This window comes from Streptomyces sp. NPDC054794 (assembly GCF_053611585.1).
On record NZ_JBSHAQ010000027.1, the window covers coordinates 24826 to 40852 of the forward strand.

The following is a 16027-nucleotide window of genomic DNA, read 5'->3' on the forward strand; positions in this document are numbered from 1 at the left end:
TGACCCCGACGGGCGCCGCTCGCAGGCAAGCGCCGCCCAATGATCTTCCTGCGTCAGGGTGCCCAGATGCCCACGCCACCGCGCCCTCAGAGGGTTCCGGAGCGCAACGCGAAGGCGACCGCGTGGGTGCGGTTGCGCAGTCCGAGGCGGTTCATGATGCCGCTGATGATGTTTTTGATGGTGCGCTCGGAATAATTCAGTTTCTGGGCGATCTCCGTCGTGTCGAAGCCGTCCGCGAGGAGCCGTAGTACTTCCACCTCGCGGGCCTCCAGGCCGGACGGTGCCAGCCCCATCGGCGCCAGTACGTCGCGGTGGACAGCTCCGATGTGGTTGATCAGCCAACCCTGGACCGAAGTGGGCAGCACGCCGCATCCGTCGGCGACACCTCGTATGGCCTTGGCGATTTGGTCGAACCCGGCGTCCTGACGCCATATCACGCTGCGCAGGCCGAACTGCACTGCCCGCACCACCTGGCCTTCCGTCATGCTTCCGGTGACCAGCACGATTCCCATGCGAAGATTGACCGATCGGGCTGCTACCGCCTCCATGAGCAGCATCGTCTCCTCGACGACGTCCACCGTGAGCATCAAGACCACGTCTGCCCGCTCGTGTTCCTCCCGGGGCAGCACTGTCAGTCCCCGCTGCCTGCTCAGGCAGGAGGTGGCTCCCTCCCCGGTGACCGGGTCGCTGGCGAGGATTGCGATCGAGATCATTCTCAATCGTCCTTCCTGGGACGCATCGCCCTGGCGCAGCGGCACTTCAGGCATCGGGCCTCTGTGGTCGGAGGGCCACTAGGCCCCGCCCCCCAGCCCCATCCCAGGACCGTCTGGTCACCGCCGAGCTTTCGAGAGCTGAATCCCGTCACCGCGAACGGAGGAGGGAACCAGGGATCTTCACCGAGGCGCGAGGATTCCCTGGGACGCCAGAGCTTGGCGCAATGCTTTCAACGCGTTGCTGGTACGCGACTTCACCGTGCCGATCGGGATTCCTAACGCGGCCGCGGTGTCCTCGATACTGCGATCGAGGTAGTACCGGTGAACCAGTACCTCGCAATGGGGTGGAGCCAGCTCCGCCATCGCCTTCCTCAGCACATGCGCTGTGAGCATGCTTTCGCCGACTTCGGACGCCACCTCGGCGACCAGGTCCACGTCCGACGAACGCAGCTCGGCCGGACGCGCGCGACGGGCCCGGAAACCGTCGATGGCCAGCCGCCGCACGACGGTGAAGAGCCAGGGCCGCGCAAGTCCTTGGGTGGAGGTCAGCCGGTCCGCGTGCCGCCAGGCCCTCAGCAGCGCTTCCTGGACGAGGTCCTCGGCGCTGTGGACGTCACCCAGAGTGAGCTTCGTGGCGAAGCTCAGCAGATCGGCTTCCTCCGTCGCGCTGATCACGCTCATAAAGGCCTGACCTGGGTCCATGACGGGCTGCGCACGGCTGCTGGCGAACGAGTCGACCGCGGGCCGGTTCTCGTCTTCCTTCACAGTGAGCGAGGACGAGGTGATGTACATGGTGAATTTGATCGAGCCTTTCAGGGCAGGCCGACTGCTCGTACCGCGGCAGTTCGCGTAGGGATGGCAGCCGGGAAACGTCCCCGAGACCGCCACGGGGCGAACTGGGAACGCCTCGCATGCTTCCGGCCGCTGATGGACGCACGATCGCTTTCTGATACTCAGTCAGCCAGATCCCCCGGGCTTCCGGTTCTTGCAACGGCTGCGAGACCGGCGCCGGCGCCTCTGATCCTGTTTACCGAGACGGTCGTGGAGAGGTTCTGGCCAGGGCACAGCGGCACAATGAACCGCCTCGGACAGCGCAACCGCCCCCACGCGGTCGCCTTCGCATCGCACTCCGGAACCCTGTGATGTCCACTCGCCGGAGTGCGGGGTTTCGCAGGCCGGTGACCGACGGGATGGGCCGTTGTGGGGAACGCCGTTGCCCGTGCCCCAGGCCGCATTGCCAACAGCCTGAGCGTGCTCTTTCGGCAGCCGGTATGAGTTACACCGCTGTCTCCGCACACACGATCCGAGCAGGAGCCCGGCAGCACCTTCTTCGGCGCCTCCCCAAGCGGCATGCAATCGGCTCAGGGTGCCGTTCGGCACCGCCGCGACACGCACCCGACCCGCTTGCGCATGCCTTGGCGGTACCAGCTCGACCCCGACCCCGACCCCGAGGCGCCGGCTCCCTGCCCGGACCGCCGACCGGTAACCTCGTGCCACTGTCCGCTTCACGATCATCAGGCTGGGCAGCTCACGCACAGCGGTTCCAGGCCCTCCACCTGTTTGGTCCTGCGGGGGCAGGAATTCCAGGGCGGCGCGCCGGATGCCGAGGCCGATCCTGATCCGGGCGAAGTCCTCGTGCCCCGGCCTGCGCTCCCACAGCCGCGTACTCGACGTGACGGCCCGCAGGCCGGCCGGGTCCGGGTTGGCCCTCAGCAGAGCGGTGTGCTGTTCTTCTGCGGCCTGCCTGCCTGCCTGCGCTTCTGGTCAAGGTAGCGCAGGTATTCACGGCGTTCGGCGCGCATCCGACGGCGCCGCTCCGCGCCGGGACGGCCGATCTGGACCAGGGCCATGCTGACCATGGCGATGGCCATCATCCCGGACACCATGTACATGGTGGTTCCGCCCCGACCGACCGAGAACATCAGCACTATGGCACCGGTGCCGAGCCCCATCGGGAGTTACATCATCACGGACCGAAGTCGGCGACGGCCGGTTCACCCAGCACGGGAGGCTCGGCCAGTTCGACTTGGCCTTCCGGCATGCGGGGACCCTCGGCACGCGGTGAGCGCCTGGCTGCCAGAGTACTCAACGTGCTCTCTCCTGCTCTTTCCATTGTCCTGCGGCAATTGAGAACAGGAAGTTGGCCGGGCGCGCCAGGCCGCCCGGACCCCGATTTGCCCCATCGGACAAGGAATCCTGGCCGACTGGGCAACGCCACCTCGGCCCTGATTCCTATCGTCGTCTGATCCTGCGCGTTGACCTGGGGAAACACCGGCTTCAGTACCGTCTCAATGCCTGTCCGTCAGATATCGGCAGGCGTTCGACATCGTGTCCCATCCGATCTAGTCTCCGGTGCTGCTGAGGCTGCTTCGATCACCGAGCAACTGTCGGCAGATGCCGCATCCGGCAACCTGCGCCCCCACCCCCCGTCGGGCTGCCGGATGCGTATCCTCAATTACTCAATCCAGGGGATTTCGGGGGCCGAGGGAATCGGGGGAACGCGACGTTCCTGCGGGATGTCTCAGCCTTTCGGGGCTGACGCACTGTGCAGGCGGCAGCTTGAGAGCCAGTGCACAGCGTGCCGCTTGTCACAGATGACGTCGGCGTTGACGGCGCCGGTCGGTGTGTGCCTGCGCTGCTTCATACGAGCGGACTCGCGGTTTCTGCCGATCCACCGCCCTCTGAAGTCCCCTTTGAAGTCCCCGGTTTTCCGGAACACACAGGAGGTTCGCTTGACCACCACTGAAGCACCCCGTCCCACGCTGCTCCTGGTCCATGGCGCATGGCACGGTCCTTGGTGCTGGGAAGAGCTGGAGTCTGTCCTCGCCGTCGACGGTTGGGCGACTCGAACGGTCGGGCTGCCCAGCTCTGTGAGATCAGACGTCCCGACCACTGAACCGCTCGCCGGCATTCATACGGATACGCAGGTTGTCCGTGAAGCCCTCGAAGACATCGAGGGTCCCGTGGTGGTTGTCGGTCATTCCTACGGCGGTATCCCAGTCACGCAGGCCATCACCGACGCCTCCAACGTCTCGCATGCCGTCTACCTGGCGGCCTATCAACTGGATGTCGGCGAAAGCCTCTACGGGTTCCATGGCGCTCCAGAACCCGATCTTGCGACAGGCGTCGTCCCGCCCATGGAAGCCGCAATGTTCTACGCTGATGTGTCCGAGGAGAAGGTCGCGCGATCGGTCCGTAATCTCGTGCCGCAAAGTGTGAGGTCGTTCACCGAGCCGGTGGCGAAGGCGGGGTGGCGAACCGTTCCCTCCACCTACATCATCTGCGAGCGTGACAAGGCTCTGCCGCTCGCGGAACAGGAGAAGCTCGCCGCCCGGGCAAATGCCGTTCTCCGGCTGGAGAGCAGCCACTCACCGTTCTTCTCGATGCCCGCAAAACTTGCCGCCCTTCTCGCGTACATAGCCGATGGGAGCCGACCGGCCTTGGGGGCATGACATCAACCAGCCGTCGGCCCGTCACCGCCGTCGACCGGCAAGCCGCGGTGGAAGCGCGGATCCTGGCAGCGATCGGAGAATTGCTGATTTCCCGACGCCCGCGAGATGGCTCGCGGCGACTGCTACGGCGTATCCCGGCGCCCTGCAGGGACGTCACACCATTTTTTCGAGTCGTCTCCAGGACCTGGGAAGAGGGCCGCGGCCAGGGAGTCGGCAGCGGCTGTTCGCACCAGATCGTTTTCCCGCTGGCACTGTGGCGGGTGCCCCAATCCTGCGTGAGTTGAGCGACGAGCAGCAGTCCACGCCCGCGCTCGTCGAAAACCCGAGCGTGGCGCAGGTGGGGTGCGGTGCTGGAGCCGTCGGAGATTTCGCAGGTCAGCGCACGGTCGCGGATGAGACGCAGCTGGATCGGCGGGGCACCATACCGGATCGCGTTTGTCACCAGCTCGCTCACCACAAACTCGGTGACGAACTCCGCATCCACCAGATCCCAGTCCTCAAGTTGTTGTCCGGCCCACCTCCGGGCGTGCTCGACCATGGCGAATTCCGGGGGTACGTCCCACGTGGCGACCTGGTCCGGCGAGAAGGCGTGGGTGCGGCGAGCAACAGCGCGACGTCATCAGTGGCGTCCTGGTCGAGGAGGGCGCGGATGACGCCGCCACAGGCAGCTTCCAGCGATTCCGCGGGCCGTTTGGCGTGGCCCAGTGCCGTCAGGCCGCGGTCGATGTCCCGGTCACCGGATTCGATCAAACCGTCGCTGAAGAGGGCGAGGAGGGAATGTCGGCGGACGGTGCTCACGCAGCCACGCCTGCCATGCCGGGTAGGTGGCGATGTTGGAGCGATAGTCGTACACGAGGGAGAGCTGGGCCGCCTTGCGACCCGGCTGGCCCAGGAAGCGCTGGTCCAGCAACCATCCTTCGGGGGCGACCAGTTCTGGGTCCTTCGTACCCCCCTCGTACTGGGCGCGGGGGCGTCCAGGGTGAGTAGGCCGAGGATGCTCCCTTCGGCCCCGGGTGTTCCCGGTGTGAGTGCCGTCGGCCCGCGCGCGGCCTCCAACAGCCCCTCCTCGTACGCGTTGCCGTTCTGCACGATCAGACCGGCGACCCGCTCCGGGTGGCGCAGGGCCATACGGAAGCCGACCGGGGCAATGAAGTTGAAGACGTACATGGTGAAACGCGCCAGGCCGAGGCGCTCGACGAAGCGCTCGGTGATGCTGGCGAGTGAACGAGGGTGTGCGCGAATTCCTGGGGACCGCGGTGTGGCCGAATCCGGGGTAGTAGGGGGGGCGATGAGCCGATAGCCAGCGCCCAAGGCGTCGATGAGGCGGCGCAACTGGTGCGAGCCGGAGGGGAATCCGTGCAGGAGCAGCAGGACGGGGGCATCGGCCCGCTCGGGCAAGGACTCACGGTGGAAGACCTCCACAGCATCTCCGTATCAAGATGATGCATTAGCCTCAGCGGCAGCCCGCCTAATGTGTAAATGTTCCAACTATGCATTAGTATCAGCACAACCGCGCTCGCGGGACCCCGCCACCACAAGGCCACCATCACCCCACCGGAATGACAGCCGCCGTGGACGAACGCGAAGGTTCGCCGGACGCTCGCGCATGGCCTGCCCGGCCCGCTGCCCGTAGTGTCACGGGCAGCCGTGTCCACGGCCAAAGCCCGAACACGGGCCAGCAGAAAGCGAAGCATGCGGCACCGCCACGGCGGGCGCGCCGACGTGGAGCCCGGCCCGGAACGTCAGTGCTCTTCGCGGTTCACAGCGGCCGGGTGGCGAGGCCCCGTGCTCTGTCTGAGCAGGGGAGAGCCTGAGTGCAGGAACAACTACGGTTCACCGTTCTGGGGCCCGTCCGCGGCTGGCGCGGGCCGGACGAGGTGGACCTCGGGCCTCCGAAGCAGCGCGCGGTTCTTGCAGTGCTGCTGCTCGGCGAGGGCGCACAGGTGCCGGTCGAAGCACTGGTCGACGCCGTCTGGGGGGCCCGGTCCCCAGCGTCCGCTGTGAGTGCGCTGCGCACCTACGTCCATCGGTTGCGTCGGCTGCTCGGTTCCCTGGCGATCCTTTCCGTGGGGGACGGTTACCAGATGCGCACGTCGCCCCAGTCGCTCGATCTGGCTGCTTTCCGGGATCTCGCCGCCCGGGCCGACCGGGCGCGCCGCGAGGGCAATGTCAAGATCGCCTCCCGATACCTGGACGACGCCCTCGCCCACTGGCAGGGAACCGTGCTGGCCGGAGTTCGCGGCGAGTACGCCGAGGCGCAGCGCGAACGGCTCAGCAGGCTGCGGCTGTCCGCCTTGGAGGCGAGCCTCACGGTCCGGCTCGAACTCGGCGAGCACACGGATGCCTCGCGGGAACTGGCCGCTCTGGTGGCCGAGCACCCGCTGGACGAGCGGTTCCGGGAGATGCTGATGCTCGCCCTGTACCGGTCGGGCCGCCAGGCGGAGGCGCTCCTGACGTACAGCGAGGCCCGCTCGGTTCTCGCCGATGAACTGGGTGTCGATCCGGGACCCGACCTCCGGCACTTGTACGAGCGCATCCTGCGGGCGGACACAGGACTGATCGCCCCGGCCACGCCGGCGCATCCGGCCACGCCGGCCTCCGACCAGCCGACACCGGCACAGCTCCCCGCCGGTCCGCCGGCCTTCGTCGGGCGGGCGGCGCCACTCGCCGAGGCCGACTCGGTGCTCCCCGGCAACGGCGAGATGCCCATGACCGTCACCCTCCGCCTCATCACCGGCATGGCTGGAGTTGGCAAGAGCACATTTGCCGCGCACTGGGCCCACCGTGTTTCCTCCCGTTTCCCGGACGGTCAGCTGTACCTCGACCTCAGGGGATTCGACCCGGCCGGGCTGCCGGTCTCTCCGGACCGGGCACTGCGTACGCTTCTCGAGTCGCTCGGGGCCAACCCACTGAGCCTGCCGCAGGACGCCGATGCGCTGGTGGCCCTTTACCGCACACGGCTCGCCGGGCGGCGGGTGCTGCTCCTGCTGGACAACGCCCGCGACGCCCGACAAGTGCGCCCGCTGCTGCCGGCGAGCCCCGGCTGCCTGGTGATCGTCACGAGCAGGAACCGGCTGTCCGGCCTCATCGCCACGGACGGAGCCCGGCCCATCCACCTCGACGTGCTCTCCGTCGCCGAGGCGCGCGACTTCCTCGTACACAGTCTGGGCGCCGACCGGGTAGCCGCCGAGCCGACGGCCGCCGACAAGATCATCGAACTCTGCGCCCGGCTGCCGCTGGCCCTGTCCATCGCGGCAGCGCGGGCGCTGACCCGCTCGGGCTTCCCTCTTGCGACTCTCGCTGACGAACTCGCCGGCGGCCACAGCACCCTAGACGCCTTCACCGACACCGACACCGCGACAGACGTACGGGGCGTCTTCTCGTGGTCGTACCACGCCCTCACCCCCGCCGCCGCACGCCTGTTCCGGCTGGTCGCCCTGCACCCGGGCCCGGAAACCTCGTTGGCCGCAGCCGCAAGCCTCGCGGGCCTCACCGTCCCGCACACCCACCAATTGCTGACCGAACTGACCCACGCCCACCTGGTGAATGAACCCACGCCCGGCCGGTACGCCGCCCACGACCTGCTGCGCACCTACGCCGCCGAACTGGCCCGTGCCGCCGACGCGCCGGAGGAGCAGCAAGCCGCCCGGGTCCGCGTCCTCGACCACTATCTGCACAGTGCCCACCGCGCAGGGCGGACGTACTCCCCCGATCGGCACGCGATCGTGCTGTCTGCCCCCTCCCGGGGCGTCCGGGCCGAGGAATTCGACCTGGAGCCGGGGCACTCCGCCCGGGCCGCAGCCTGGTTCGACGCCGAACAGGCGGTGTTGGTGGCGGCCATCAGAACCGCGGCCGCCCATGGCCTGAACACACACACCTGGCAGCTGGCCTGGGCCGTTGAACACTACCTGGACCGGAAGGGACTGTGGCACGACCTCGAGGACACACAGCACATCGCGATGGAGGCAGCACGGCGACTCGGCGACTCCTGTGCCCAGGCACATGTCCACCGGAGCCTGGCGCGGGCCGCGGCCAACCTGGGTCGGATCGAAGAGGCACGGAACCGTATGGAGCGGGCGGTGGAACTGTTCACCGCTGCCGGTGACGTCACCGATTGCGCCGAGAGCCACCGGCGGCTGAGCTGGGTGGCCGAGCGGCAGGGCGACCTTCAGACAGCGCTCTCCCACGCCCAGCGCTCTCTCGCTATACAGCGGGCTGCCGGTCACAGTGCGCGCATCGCCGCGGCCCTCAACGCCGTCGGCTGGTGCCACACCCTGCTCGGGCAGCACCAACAGGCGCTCGACCACTGCTGGGAAGCCCTGGCAGTGGGGGAACTGCACGAGCGTCCGTACCTCAAGGCGGACGTCTGGGACAGCATCGGCCTCGCCCAGCACCATCTGGGCCAGTACACCGAAGCGGTTGCCAGCTTTGAACAGGCCCTTCTCCTCTTTCGTGAAGTCGGCGTCGCCCAGGCCGAAGCGGACACGCTGAGCCGTCTCGGAGACACGCATCACGCCGCGGGCCGCGGGGCCTCGGCCCGTGAAGCGTGGACCGAGGCCCTCGCGATCCTGGAGGGGCTCGGACATGCGGACGCGCAGGCCGTCCGCGCGAAGCTCACGGGGTTCACAGAGAACCCGCCTCGTCACTGACGCGCTCGTACAGCTTCTCGCCGGCTCGCCCAGGCGCGGCCCCGCGAGCCAGGTGCTGGTGGCTGGACCGAGGGAGACCTCGCTCCCCAGCACGCGGGCGCCGTTCGGACCGCGGTCGAACCAGCCTCCGCCGGAGGAGCCTCCGGGCCGTCCACAGCCCTTCCACGACCGGGTTGGAGAAGACCGGCAAACGCGGCGAGGAGTGGCATCCGGCACCTGCAGGGACGAACAGGACCGCGGTGACGCATGAGGCAATCGATATCTGGCGTCTCGCAGGCGCCCTGTTCCTTCCTTCGACTCGTGTGGAGCCCGGGGCGGGCGGCACTGAGGGAAGTCGCCATGCCCGCCCCGGAGAACAGTGGTCAATCGGTGAAGCGGATCGACCTGATCGTGGTGCACCTGATGGCGGCGAGATTGCTCACGCCGCCCTCGACCGTGGCGGACCTGCCCTTGCGCATGCTTCCTCCCAGATCTTGACGGAGCCGTTCGCGCTCGGTGCGCCGAAGGTGCTGCCTGCGCGGCTTCAGTGAGGCCGACACCCCCTGCTACGGAGGCGAGCCACGTGGGGTTCTCTCTCGACGGCCCGTTACGTAACCGTTACATCCTCTGTGCCCCGCGCTCATCTGCCGCGAGGCCACCCACCGCCCACTGCCCACTGCCGATGGCCTTGGCCAGGAGCGTATGGCCGATCCGCTAGTTTGCTCGACATGCAATCGCCGATTGATCCGTTGTCGGATGTTCTTGCTTCGTTGAATGTCAGGGCTGGGTCGTTGTCAGGTCTGGAGGCGTGGGGCAGCTGGGCGCTGCGCTTCGGGGTTCATGAGCACATCAAGATCGGGGCCGTGCTGGCGGGTTCCTGCCGGCTGAGCGTGGATGGTGGTGAGCCGGTACGCCTTCGGACCGGTGACTGCTTCCTGCTGGCGGCGCGCGAGTGGTTCGCGCTGTGCGGGGACGTGGACGCGCCATACCGCAGCGGGGAGGAGGTCTACCGGGCTTCCTCCAGCCGCATCGTGCGGATCGGAGACAGTTGCAGCCCCGCTGATGAGGAGCGGACGCTCATCGTGGGCGGCAGCATCGACTTCCTCGACACCACGATCGCCCTGCTGCTGCAGGGCCTGCCGCCCCTGGTTGCCATCCGCGCCGACACTCCCCAGGCGAAGACGATCCAGCCGCTGCTGGGGGTGTTCCTCGAGGAGGTTCGCACCGTGGGAATGGGCACCTCCGTGATGTCGGAGCGGCTCACCGAGATCCTGTTCATCCAGGCTCTGCGGGCCGTCGTGGCGACCACGGGCACACCGCGGCAGACGGCTCTGCCGGGCTGGCTGGGTGCGCTGGCCGATCCGTTGATCGGCCGGGTGCTGCTGCTGATGCACCAGCAGGCCGGGCACCCTTGGACCGTCGCCACGCTGGCTGCGCAAGGGGGCATGTCCCGGGCGAGCTTCGCCGCCCGGTTCAAAGAACGGGTCGGGCTGCCACCGCTCGTGTATCTCCAGCGGTGGCGGATTCTGGCCGCCGGCCGGGACCTGCGCCGCGGTGACCGCACCGTCGCGTCGGTGGCCGCCGACTGGGGGTACGCCTCGGAGAGCGCGTTCAGCACCGCGTTCAAACGGGTCACCGGCAACTCCCCGGCCCAGTACCGCAACACCCCGCCCGTAGCCGTGACCGCAAGACCGGACGACTGGCCCACGACGGCCTTCCGCGTACCAGCCGCCCTGGAGGCAGACGCAAGTACCCCAGACGCCTGATCGCACATGATCCGTCCCGGAGGAACGCCCCTCTCCCGTCCGTGGGTGTTCCGCGCTGACCCCTGAGGCAGATGATCGACCCGGCACCCACCACGAGATAGTCGTGCTCGACCGCCTGTCTGTCGGGACATCGCTTTTACGCTCCTCTCCATGTTGTCGCGTGGCCGAAGCTAGATCGGCGAAGTCGCCACGGGTCGCCACCGGGCGCACGGGCGGTCGCCAGCGAGCGCACAGCTGGGACCGAGACCCACGAGGGCTGGCCGCTGCTTTCCAGTCTCTTCTGGACCGGGGCCTGATGACGGTCCCTCAGCGGCACGCGAACGACCGGCCGTTGTACTGGCCGCGCGGCAAGGTACTGGGCGGCTCCGGTTCACTCAACGGCATGATCTACGTCCGCGGGCACCGCAGCGACTACGACGCCTGGGCATACTCCGACTGCCCGGGCTGGGACTGGGACGGCGTGCTGCCGCTGTTCAAGCGATCCGAGGACCATGTCGACGGCGAAAGCGACTGGCACGGCAAAGGAGGACCGGCCGGTCAGCCGTATCAGCGAGCCGCATCCCACCTCCTCCGCGTTCATGGAGGCCGCCCTCGCGCTGGGACACCCGCTCACAGAAGACTTCAACGGCGAGCAGATGATCGGCGTCGGCTTCAACCACGCCACGATCCGCGACCACCGCCGGATGAGCGCCTGGCCCCTTGGTGTTCTTCGCGGCGTTCACGTCGGTATGGTCGCGGTGTCCGCAACCTGGGGCTTTGCACCGCCTGGCGTCCGCCGCCGCTCTCGGTCGGCACCGCCGTCGCCGTGCGAGCAGCCAGCGGGTGGGTGTGGGGGCCCAGCAGGATGCGCGGGATGCCGAGCACGACGATGTCGAAGGGCTCCCAAAAGCGCGGTTCGGACAGCCGCGTAGTCTCGTAGACGAGGAGGTCGCCCGGTCCCGGCAGGAACTGGCGACCGTCCTGCTCGACGCCCGCGCGCTCTCTGCCGTGCAGCGCGACCTTCACCAGCTTCTGATCACCGGAACGGATGAGGGACTGGGTGCGCACTACCGTGCACGGGCCTCCGGTGACCCTGGTGACCAGCACCTGGCCAGGTCTCGCACTCCGCAGCATGCCGGCCGGGCCGGTGGCGTCGGTGGTCTTGTCGGGGCGGATGCGCAGCGGGGCGAATGTGTCGGAGGCGGCCTGCTCGAACCGCTCGGACAGCTCACGGACGTTGGGGACGGTGGTCATGGGCTGCTTCCGTGGATCATGGCGCCCTGCAGCTTCGTCGGACGGAGGGGAACTGACGTATCAGCCGTCGGGCGCCGACCATGAACGATGCGCGGTAAAGAACCGCCACCATCGGCCTCGACGCGGCGGTGGACTGTGCACGGGAAAGGTCGACGACATCACAGCACACGCGTCTTGAGTCGCATGATGCATTGGTCATAGCCAGGCTTGACTAACGTGTCAATTCGTTCGTGTAGCATTAGCAGCGTGGTTGATCTCGCGCCTTTTACCGGTGAACCCCTGGCCATTGACCTGGTCAACACCCGCCCGAACACCGCCGACGGCCCGGTCGACCTGCTCACCGACGTCACCCGACTGCGATCGTGGTTGGCGCTGCAGGTCGAACGACTCCCGGAACTTGCAGTGGACGAGGCGGCCCTCACCGATGCCGACCTGGTCGCCGTGCAGACCGTGCGCAATCACATCGCTGCCGCCGTGCACGCGGCCCGGCGTGGTGAGGCTCCGCCCACCGACGCCCTGGACGGCCTCAACGCGGCGTTGCGGGCCGCACCCGCCGTTCGTGAGCTGACCCTCGACGGCACCTCATTCGCACTCGTCTCCCGCCGTCAGGGCTCCCCGGGCCTGCGTCTGGCCGCCCAGTTCGCCGAGGACGCCACAGGGCTACTGGCCGATGCGAGGATTCTCAAGGTCCGGGTCTGCGAGGCCCACGACTGCGTGATGCTGTTCCTGCCCGCACATCCGCGCCGCCGCTGGTGCTCGGCCGCCCGCTGCGGCAACCGAACTCGCGTCGCCCGCTACTACCAGCGCCACAAAGCCGACTGAAGCAGGCGGCGTCAAGGAAACCCGCCCGGATCTGCCAAGTGATCACCGTTTTTGCCGACGAGCCCAACTGCTTCTACATCGAAGAGGCAGTGATCGACGAGGACCACTGGACAGAAGGATACGTAACGGAACCCTAACAGCGCTTACTCGGCGCTGACCTGCGGCGATTCAACTCAAGGGTCGGATAACGGGCGGCGATCGGGCTCGGACTGTTGGCGGCTCGCGCTGCGGCCACGCGTTGCGGCCCGACCGTGGCCCTTGCAGGTCCACAGGCAAACTTCACCCGTTCCGGGCGCTGGTGGGGCCCGCCGGTCGCCACCCCACGACGAACGTGTTCGAGACCCTCGGCGACCGGCCGAACGCCGCCCGCCAGTACGCCACTGCGGCGGCGAGCCGACAGCTGCTGCGAGTCTGCGCAGGAGCTCGCGGGAAAGATCGACAAGTACGTGGGGTGCTGCCGGCGGAGCGAGAAGGAGGGCGGCACGAAGAAGCGGCCGATGTGGCGTGCCCGCTGGTGGGTGCCCGACGGGACGGCAATGAACCGCACGCGCCGTTGCCACTGGTCTTCCTCCGCGTCGGCCCCCGCAACCCCAACACCGTCATCGCGCCGCTGGCCGTGCTGACCCGCCTGCACTGGCAAGGCACGGCGCACGATGGCCTCCACATGCACGAGGGCAAGCTCCCCATCGTGCTCACCGGGCCGGCCCCTCGCGCAGCTGCGCGCGTGGTGGAAGGCGAGCGCGATCCTCTCCTCCGGGGTGGTCGTCGACGTCATCAACTTACTCCTGGAGTACGCCCGCGCCGTGCCGCGGCGATCCGGGCCCGGGTCGCCGCCGTGGTCGACGTCGCCCTGGCAGCCGTCAACGGCACCGCGATGGGACAGCACCCACCAATTCTCCCCACACTCAGGGCCCCCGATCCAAGCCCGTAGAACATGCTCAATCCCAGCTCATGGAACACCCGAATCTGATCCTGGCCGACCACAATGGACCGCGAAGGTCGACATCACGTTCAACCTTGAAACGTCAGCGGCCATGAGCGCATGCCCGGGCTGTCGGTTCGCCCTGTTTCTTCTGTGTGATCGCGGGCGGGGTGCTCAAGGCCGCGCGACCCCTGACGCCACGCCGGCTCCCGCGGCGGCCGCAGCGGTCGCTGCGGCCCCTGCTGCCGTCTTGTCTTGGGGCTGGGGCAGCGGGCAGATGAGACGAATGCCGACCTGAGTGCCAGTACGTCTTCATGGCGGCGGGTCGTATCGAGCGGCAATGGATCACCTCGTCCCGCTCTCCAGGTACCGTCAGGGTATGAGTCATCCGCACCCCGAGCTGAAAGCCGCCCCGCCCCTTCCCGAAGGAGGGCTGCGGGTCATCGCCCTGGGCGGCCTGGGTGAGATCGGCCGCAACATGACCGTCTTCGAGCACGCGGGCAAGTTGCTCCTCGTCGACTGCGGCGTGCTGTTCCCCGAGGAGACCCAGCCCGGCGTAGACGTGATCCTGCCGGACTTCACCTCGATCCGGGACCGGCTGGACGACATCGTGGCCGTGGTACTCACCCACGGCCACGAGGACCACATCGGCGGCGTGCCGTACCTGCTGCGCGAGCGGTCCGACATTCCCGTCGTCGGCTCCAAGCTGACGCTGGCGTTCCTGGAGGCCAAGCTCAAGGAACACGGCATCCGGCCGCGCACGGTGCGGGTGCGGGAGGGCGACCGGCGTGGCTTCGGGCCCTTCGACTGCGAGTTCGTGGCGGTCAACCACTCCATCCCCGACAGCCTCGCAGTCGCGATCCGTACCCGGGCCGGGATGGTGCTGCACACCGGCGACTTCAAGATGGACCAGTTCCCTCTCGACGACCGCATCACCGATCTGCGCGCCTTCGCCCGCCTCGGCGAGGAGGGCGTGGACCTGTTCCTCACCGACTCCACCAACGCCGAAGTCCCCGGCTTCACCACCTCCGAGCGTGAGCTGAACCCGGCGATCGAGCAGGTGATGCGCACCGCGCCGCGCCGGGTCATCGTCTCCAGCTTCGCCAGCCACGTGCACCGCATCCAGCAGGTCCTGGACGCCGCCCACCAGCACGGCCGCAAGGTCGCCTTCGTCGGCCGGTCGATGGTCCGCAATATGGGCATCGCCCGTGACCTGGGCTATCTGAAGGTCCCCTCCGGTCTGGTCGTGAGCACGAAGGAGTTGGAGAAGCTCCCGGACCACAGGATCACTCTGGTGTGCACCGGCTCGCAGGGCGAACCGATGGCCGCGCTGTCACGGATGGCCAACCGCGACCACATGATCCGCATCGGTAAGGGCGACACCGTCCTGCTCGCCAGCTCCCTCATCCCCGGCAACGAGAACGCCATTTACCGGGTGATCAACGGACTCACACGGTGGGGCGCCCACGTGGTTCACAAGGGCAACGCCAAGGTGCACGTCTCCGGGCATGCCAGCGCCGGCGAACTCGTCTACTGCTACAACATCGTCAAGCCCCGCAACGTCATGCCCGTGCACGGCGAATGGCGCCACCTGCGGGCCAACGCCGACCTCGCCATCCGTACCGGTGTCGACCCCGAGCGGGTCGTCATCGCCGAGGACGGCGTCGTCGTCGACCTGGTCGACGGGCGCGCATCCATCACCGGCAAGGTCCCCGCCGGCAACGTCTACGTGGACGGCATGGAAGTCGGCGGCGCCACCGAAGCGTCCCTCAAGGACCGCCTCACCCTCGCCGCCGAAGGCGTGGTCACGGTGGTGGCAATCGTCGACGCAGACACCGGCGCCCTCGCCGAGGCCCCCGACTTCCTGGCCCGCGGCTTCGTCCACGACGACACCACCTTCGAGCCGGTCATCCCCGTCATCGAGAAGACCCTGGCCACCGCGGCCGAGGAAGGCGTCGGGGACGCGCGCCAACTCGAACAACTCGTCGCCCGCGCCGTGGCGAACTGGGCGTTTCGCACCCACCGCCGCAAGCCCCTCATCATCCCCGTCATCATCGATGCCTGAGCCACAGCCCGGCAGCACAGTCCCCGGTTCCGGTCGCGGCCCCGCCGGCATCGAGGTCGGGCACCGGGAGTCAGCAGCCACCCCAGCAGGCCAGGGTGGCAACGCACTCCACATGATGAGTCATCGGAAAGATGTCATACGAAAGGGACTGTGACATCGTCGCAGGTCAGAGCAAGATCGGGGCTACCGAGAGCCGCCGCCGGATCGCCTGGAGCGTCATACGAGCGTCACGGCCAGGAGGAGAGTGCGCCTCTGCTGAGCAAGACCAGCGATGTCTTCCAACAGCACATCCGCCACCGGGGACAGTCCGATGTCGTCATGTGCCACGGGTGCGTTGATGCCTTGTCCGGAATGCATGTGACGATGCGAGCACACGCCCCGGCCATCGTCAGCCGGTCTCACGCCAACCACCGGGTCGGCAGGCAC

Annotated in this window: 10 protein-coding genes and 3 pseudogenes; 6 read left to right on the forward strand and 7 right to left on the reverse strand. The window is 68.0% G+C overall.

Annotated elements, in window-relative coordinates:
- Nucleotides 1-86: 86 nt before the first annotated feature.
- The 3 genes from ACWGKT_RS26670 to ACWGKT_RS26680 all read right to left on the reverse strand — a co-directional run bounded on the left by ACWGKT_RS26670 (nt 87) and on the right by ACWGKT_RS26680 (nt 2665).
- Nucleotides 87-767, reverse strand: coding sequence for a helix-turn-helix transcriptional regulator (locus ACWGKT_RS26670; RefSeq protein WP_453275700.1), 681 nt, complete (start codon nt 765-767; stop codon nt 87-89).
- 126 nt (nt 768-893) lie between these two features.
- A complete protein-coding gene (locus ACWGKT_RS26675) occupies nt 894-1505 on the reverse strand; it encodes a sigma-70 family RNA polymerase sigma factor (protein ID WP_453275701.1) in 612 nt (203 codons plus the stop codon).
- 917 nt (nt 1506-2422) lie between these two features.
- Nucleotides 2423-2665, reverse strand: coding sequence for a hypothetical protein (locus ACWGKT_RS26680; RefSeq protein WP_453275702.1), 243 nt, complete (start codon nt 2663-2665; stop codon nt 2423-2425).
- Between the two features lie 780 nt (nt 2666-3445).
- Between ACWGKT_RS26680 and ACWGKT_RS26685 the strand changes: the two genes are divergently transcribed.
- Nucleotides 3446-4165, forward strand: coding sequence for an alpha/beta fold hydrolase (locus ACWGKT_RS26685; RefSeq protein ID WP_453275703.1), 720 nt, complete (start codon nt 3446-3448; stop codon nt 4163-4165).
- A 211-nt stretch (nt 4166-4376) separates the two neighbouring features.
- Here the strand turns inward: ACWGKT_RS26685 and ACWGKT_RS26690 are convergent.
- Both ACWGKT_RS26690 and ACWGKT_RS26695 read right to left on the reverse strand, forming a co-directional pair.
- Nucleotides 4377-4942 (reverse strand): annotated as a pseudogene (locus ACWGKT_RS26690) (ATP-binding protein); the annotation flags it as partial.
- Between the two features lie 324 nt (nt 4943-5266).
- Nucleotides 5267-5587, reverse strand: a pseudogene (locus ACWGKT_RS26695) (alpha/beta fold hydrolase); the annotation flags it as partial.
- A 392-nt stretch (nt 5588-5979) separates the two neighbouring features.
- Between ACWGKT_RS26695 and ACWGKT_RS26700 the strand changes: the two are divergent.
- From ACWGKT_RS26700 to ACWGKT_RS26710, 3 genes and pseudogenes are all read left to right on the forward strand, one after another.
- The gene (locus ACWGKT_RS26700; RefSeq protein WP_453275704.1) at nt 5980-8814 is read left to right on the forward strand and encodes a BTAD domain-containing putative transcriptional regulator; all 2835 of its coding nucleotides are present in this window, start codon (nt 5980-5982) and stop codon (nt 8812-8814) included.
- A 707-nt stretch (nt 8815-9521) separates the two neighbouring features.
- Nucleotides 9522-10559 carry an AraC family transcriptional regulator gene (locus ACWGKT_RS26705; protein ID WP_453275705.1) on the forward strand — a complete coding sequence of 346 codons (1038 nt, stop codon included), beginning with the start codon at nt 9522-9524 and terminating at the stop codon, nt 10557-10559.
- 295 nt (nt 10560-10854) lie between these two features.
- A pseudogene (locus ACWGKT_RS26710) lies at nt 10855-11001 on the forward strand (GMC family oxidoreductase N-terminal domain-containing protein); the annotation flags it as partial.
- 209 nt (nt 11002-11210) lie between these two features.
- On the opposite strand, the gene ACWGKT_RS26715 reads toward ACWGKT_RS26710, so the two are convergent.
- On the reverse strand, nt 11211-11792 hold the full coding sequence (locus ACWGKT_RS26715; RefSeq protein WP_453275706.1) for an AraC-like ligand-binding domain-containing protein: 582 nt from the start codon (nt 11790-11792) through the stop codon (nt 11211-11213).
- A gap of 246 nt (nt 11793-12038) precedes the next feature.
- On the opposite strand from ACWGKT_RS26715, the gene ACWGKT_RS26720 reads away from it, so the two are divergent.
- Entirely contained in the window at nt 12039-12614 is a 576-nt protein-coding gene (locus tag ACWGKT_RS26720) for a CGNR zinc finger domain-containing protein (RefSeq protein WP_453275707.1), read from the forward strand.
- A 133-nt stretch (nt 12615-12747) separates the two neighbouring features.
- Here ACWGKT_RS26720 and ACWGKT_RS26725 read toward each other — a convergent pair whose 3' ends face one another.
- Nucleotides 12748-13389 (reverse strand): hypothetical protein, encoded by a 642-nt coding sequence (locus ACWGKT_RS26725; RefSeq protein ID WP_453275708.1) that lies wholly within the window; start codon nt 13387-13389, stop codon nt 12748-12750.
- 526 nt (nt 13390-13915) lie between these two features.
- Between ACWGKT_RS26725 and ACWGKT_RS26730 the strand changes: the two genes are divergently transcribed.
- Nucleotides 13916-15601, forward strand: coding sequence for a ribonuclease J (locus ACWGKT_RS26730; protein ID WP_356149992.1), 1686 nt, complete (start codon nt 13916-13918; stop codon nt 15599-15601).
- Nucleotides 15602-16027 lie beyond the last annotated feature (426 nt).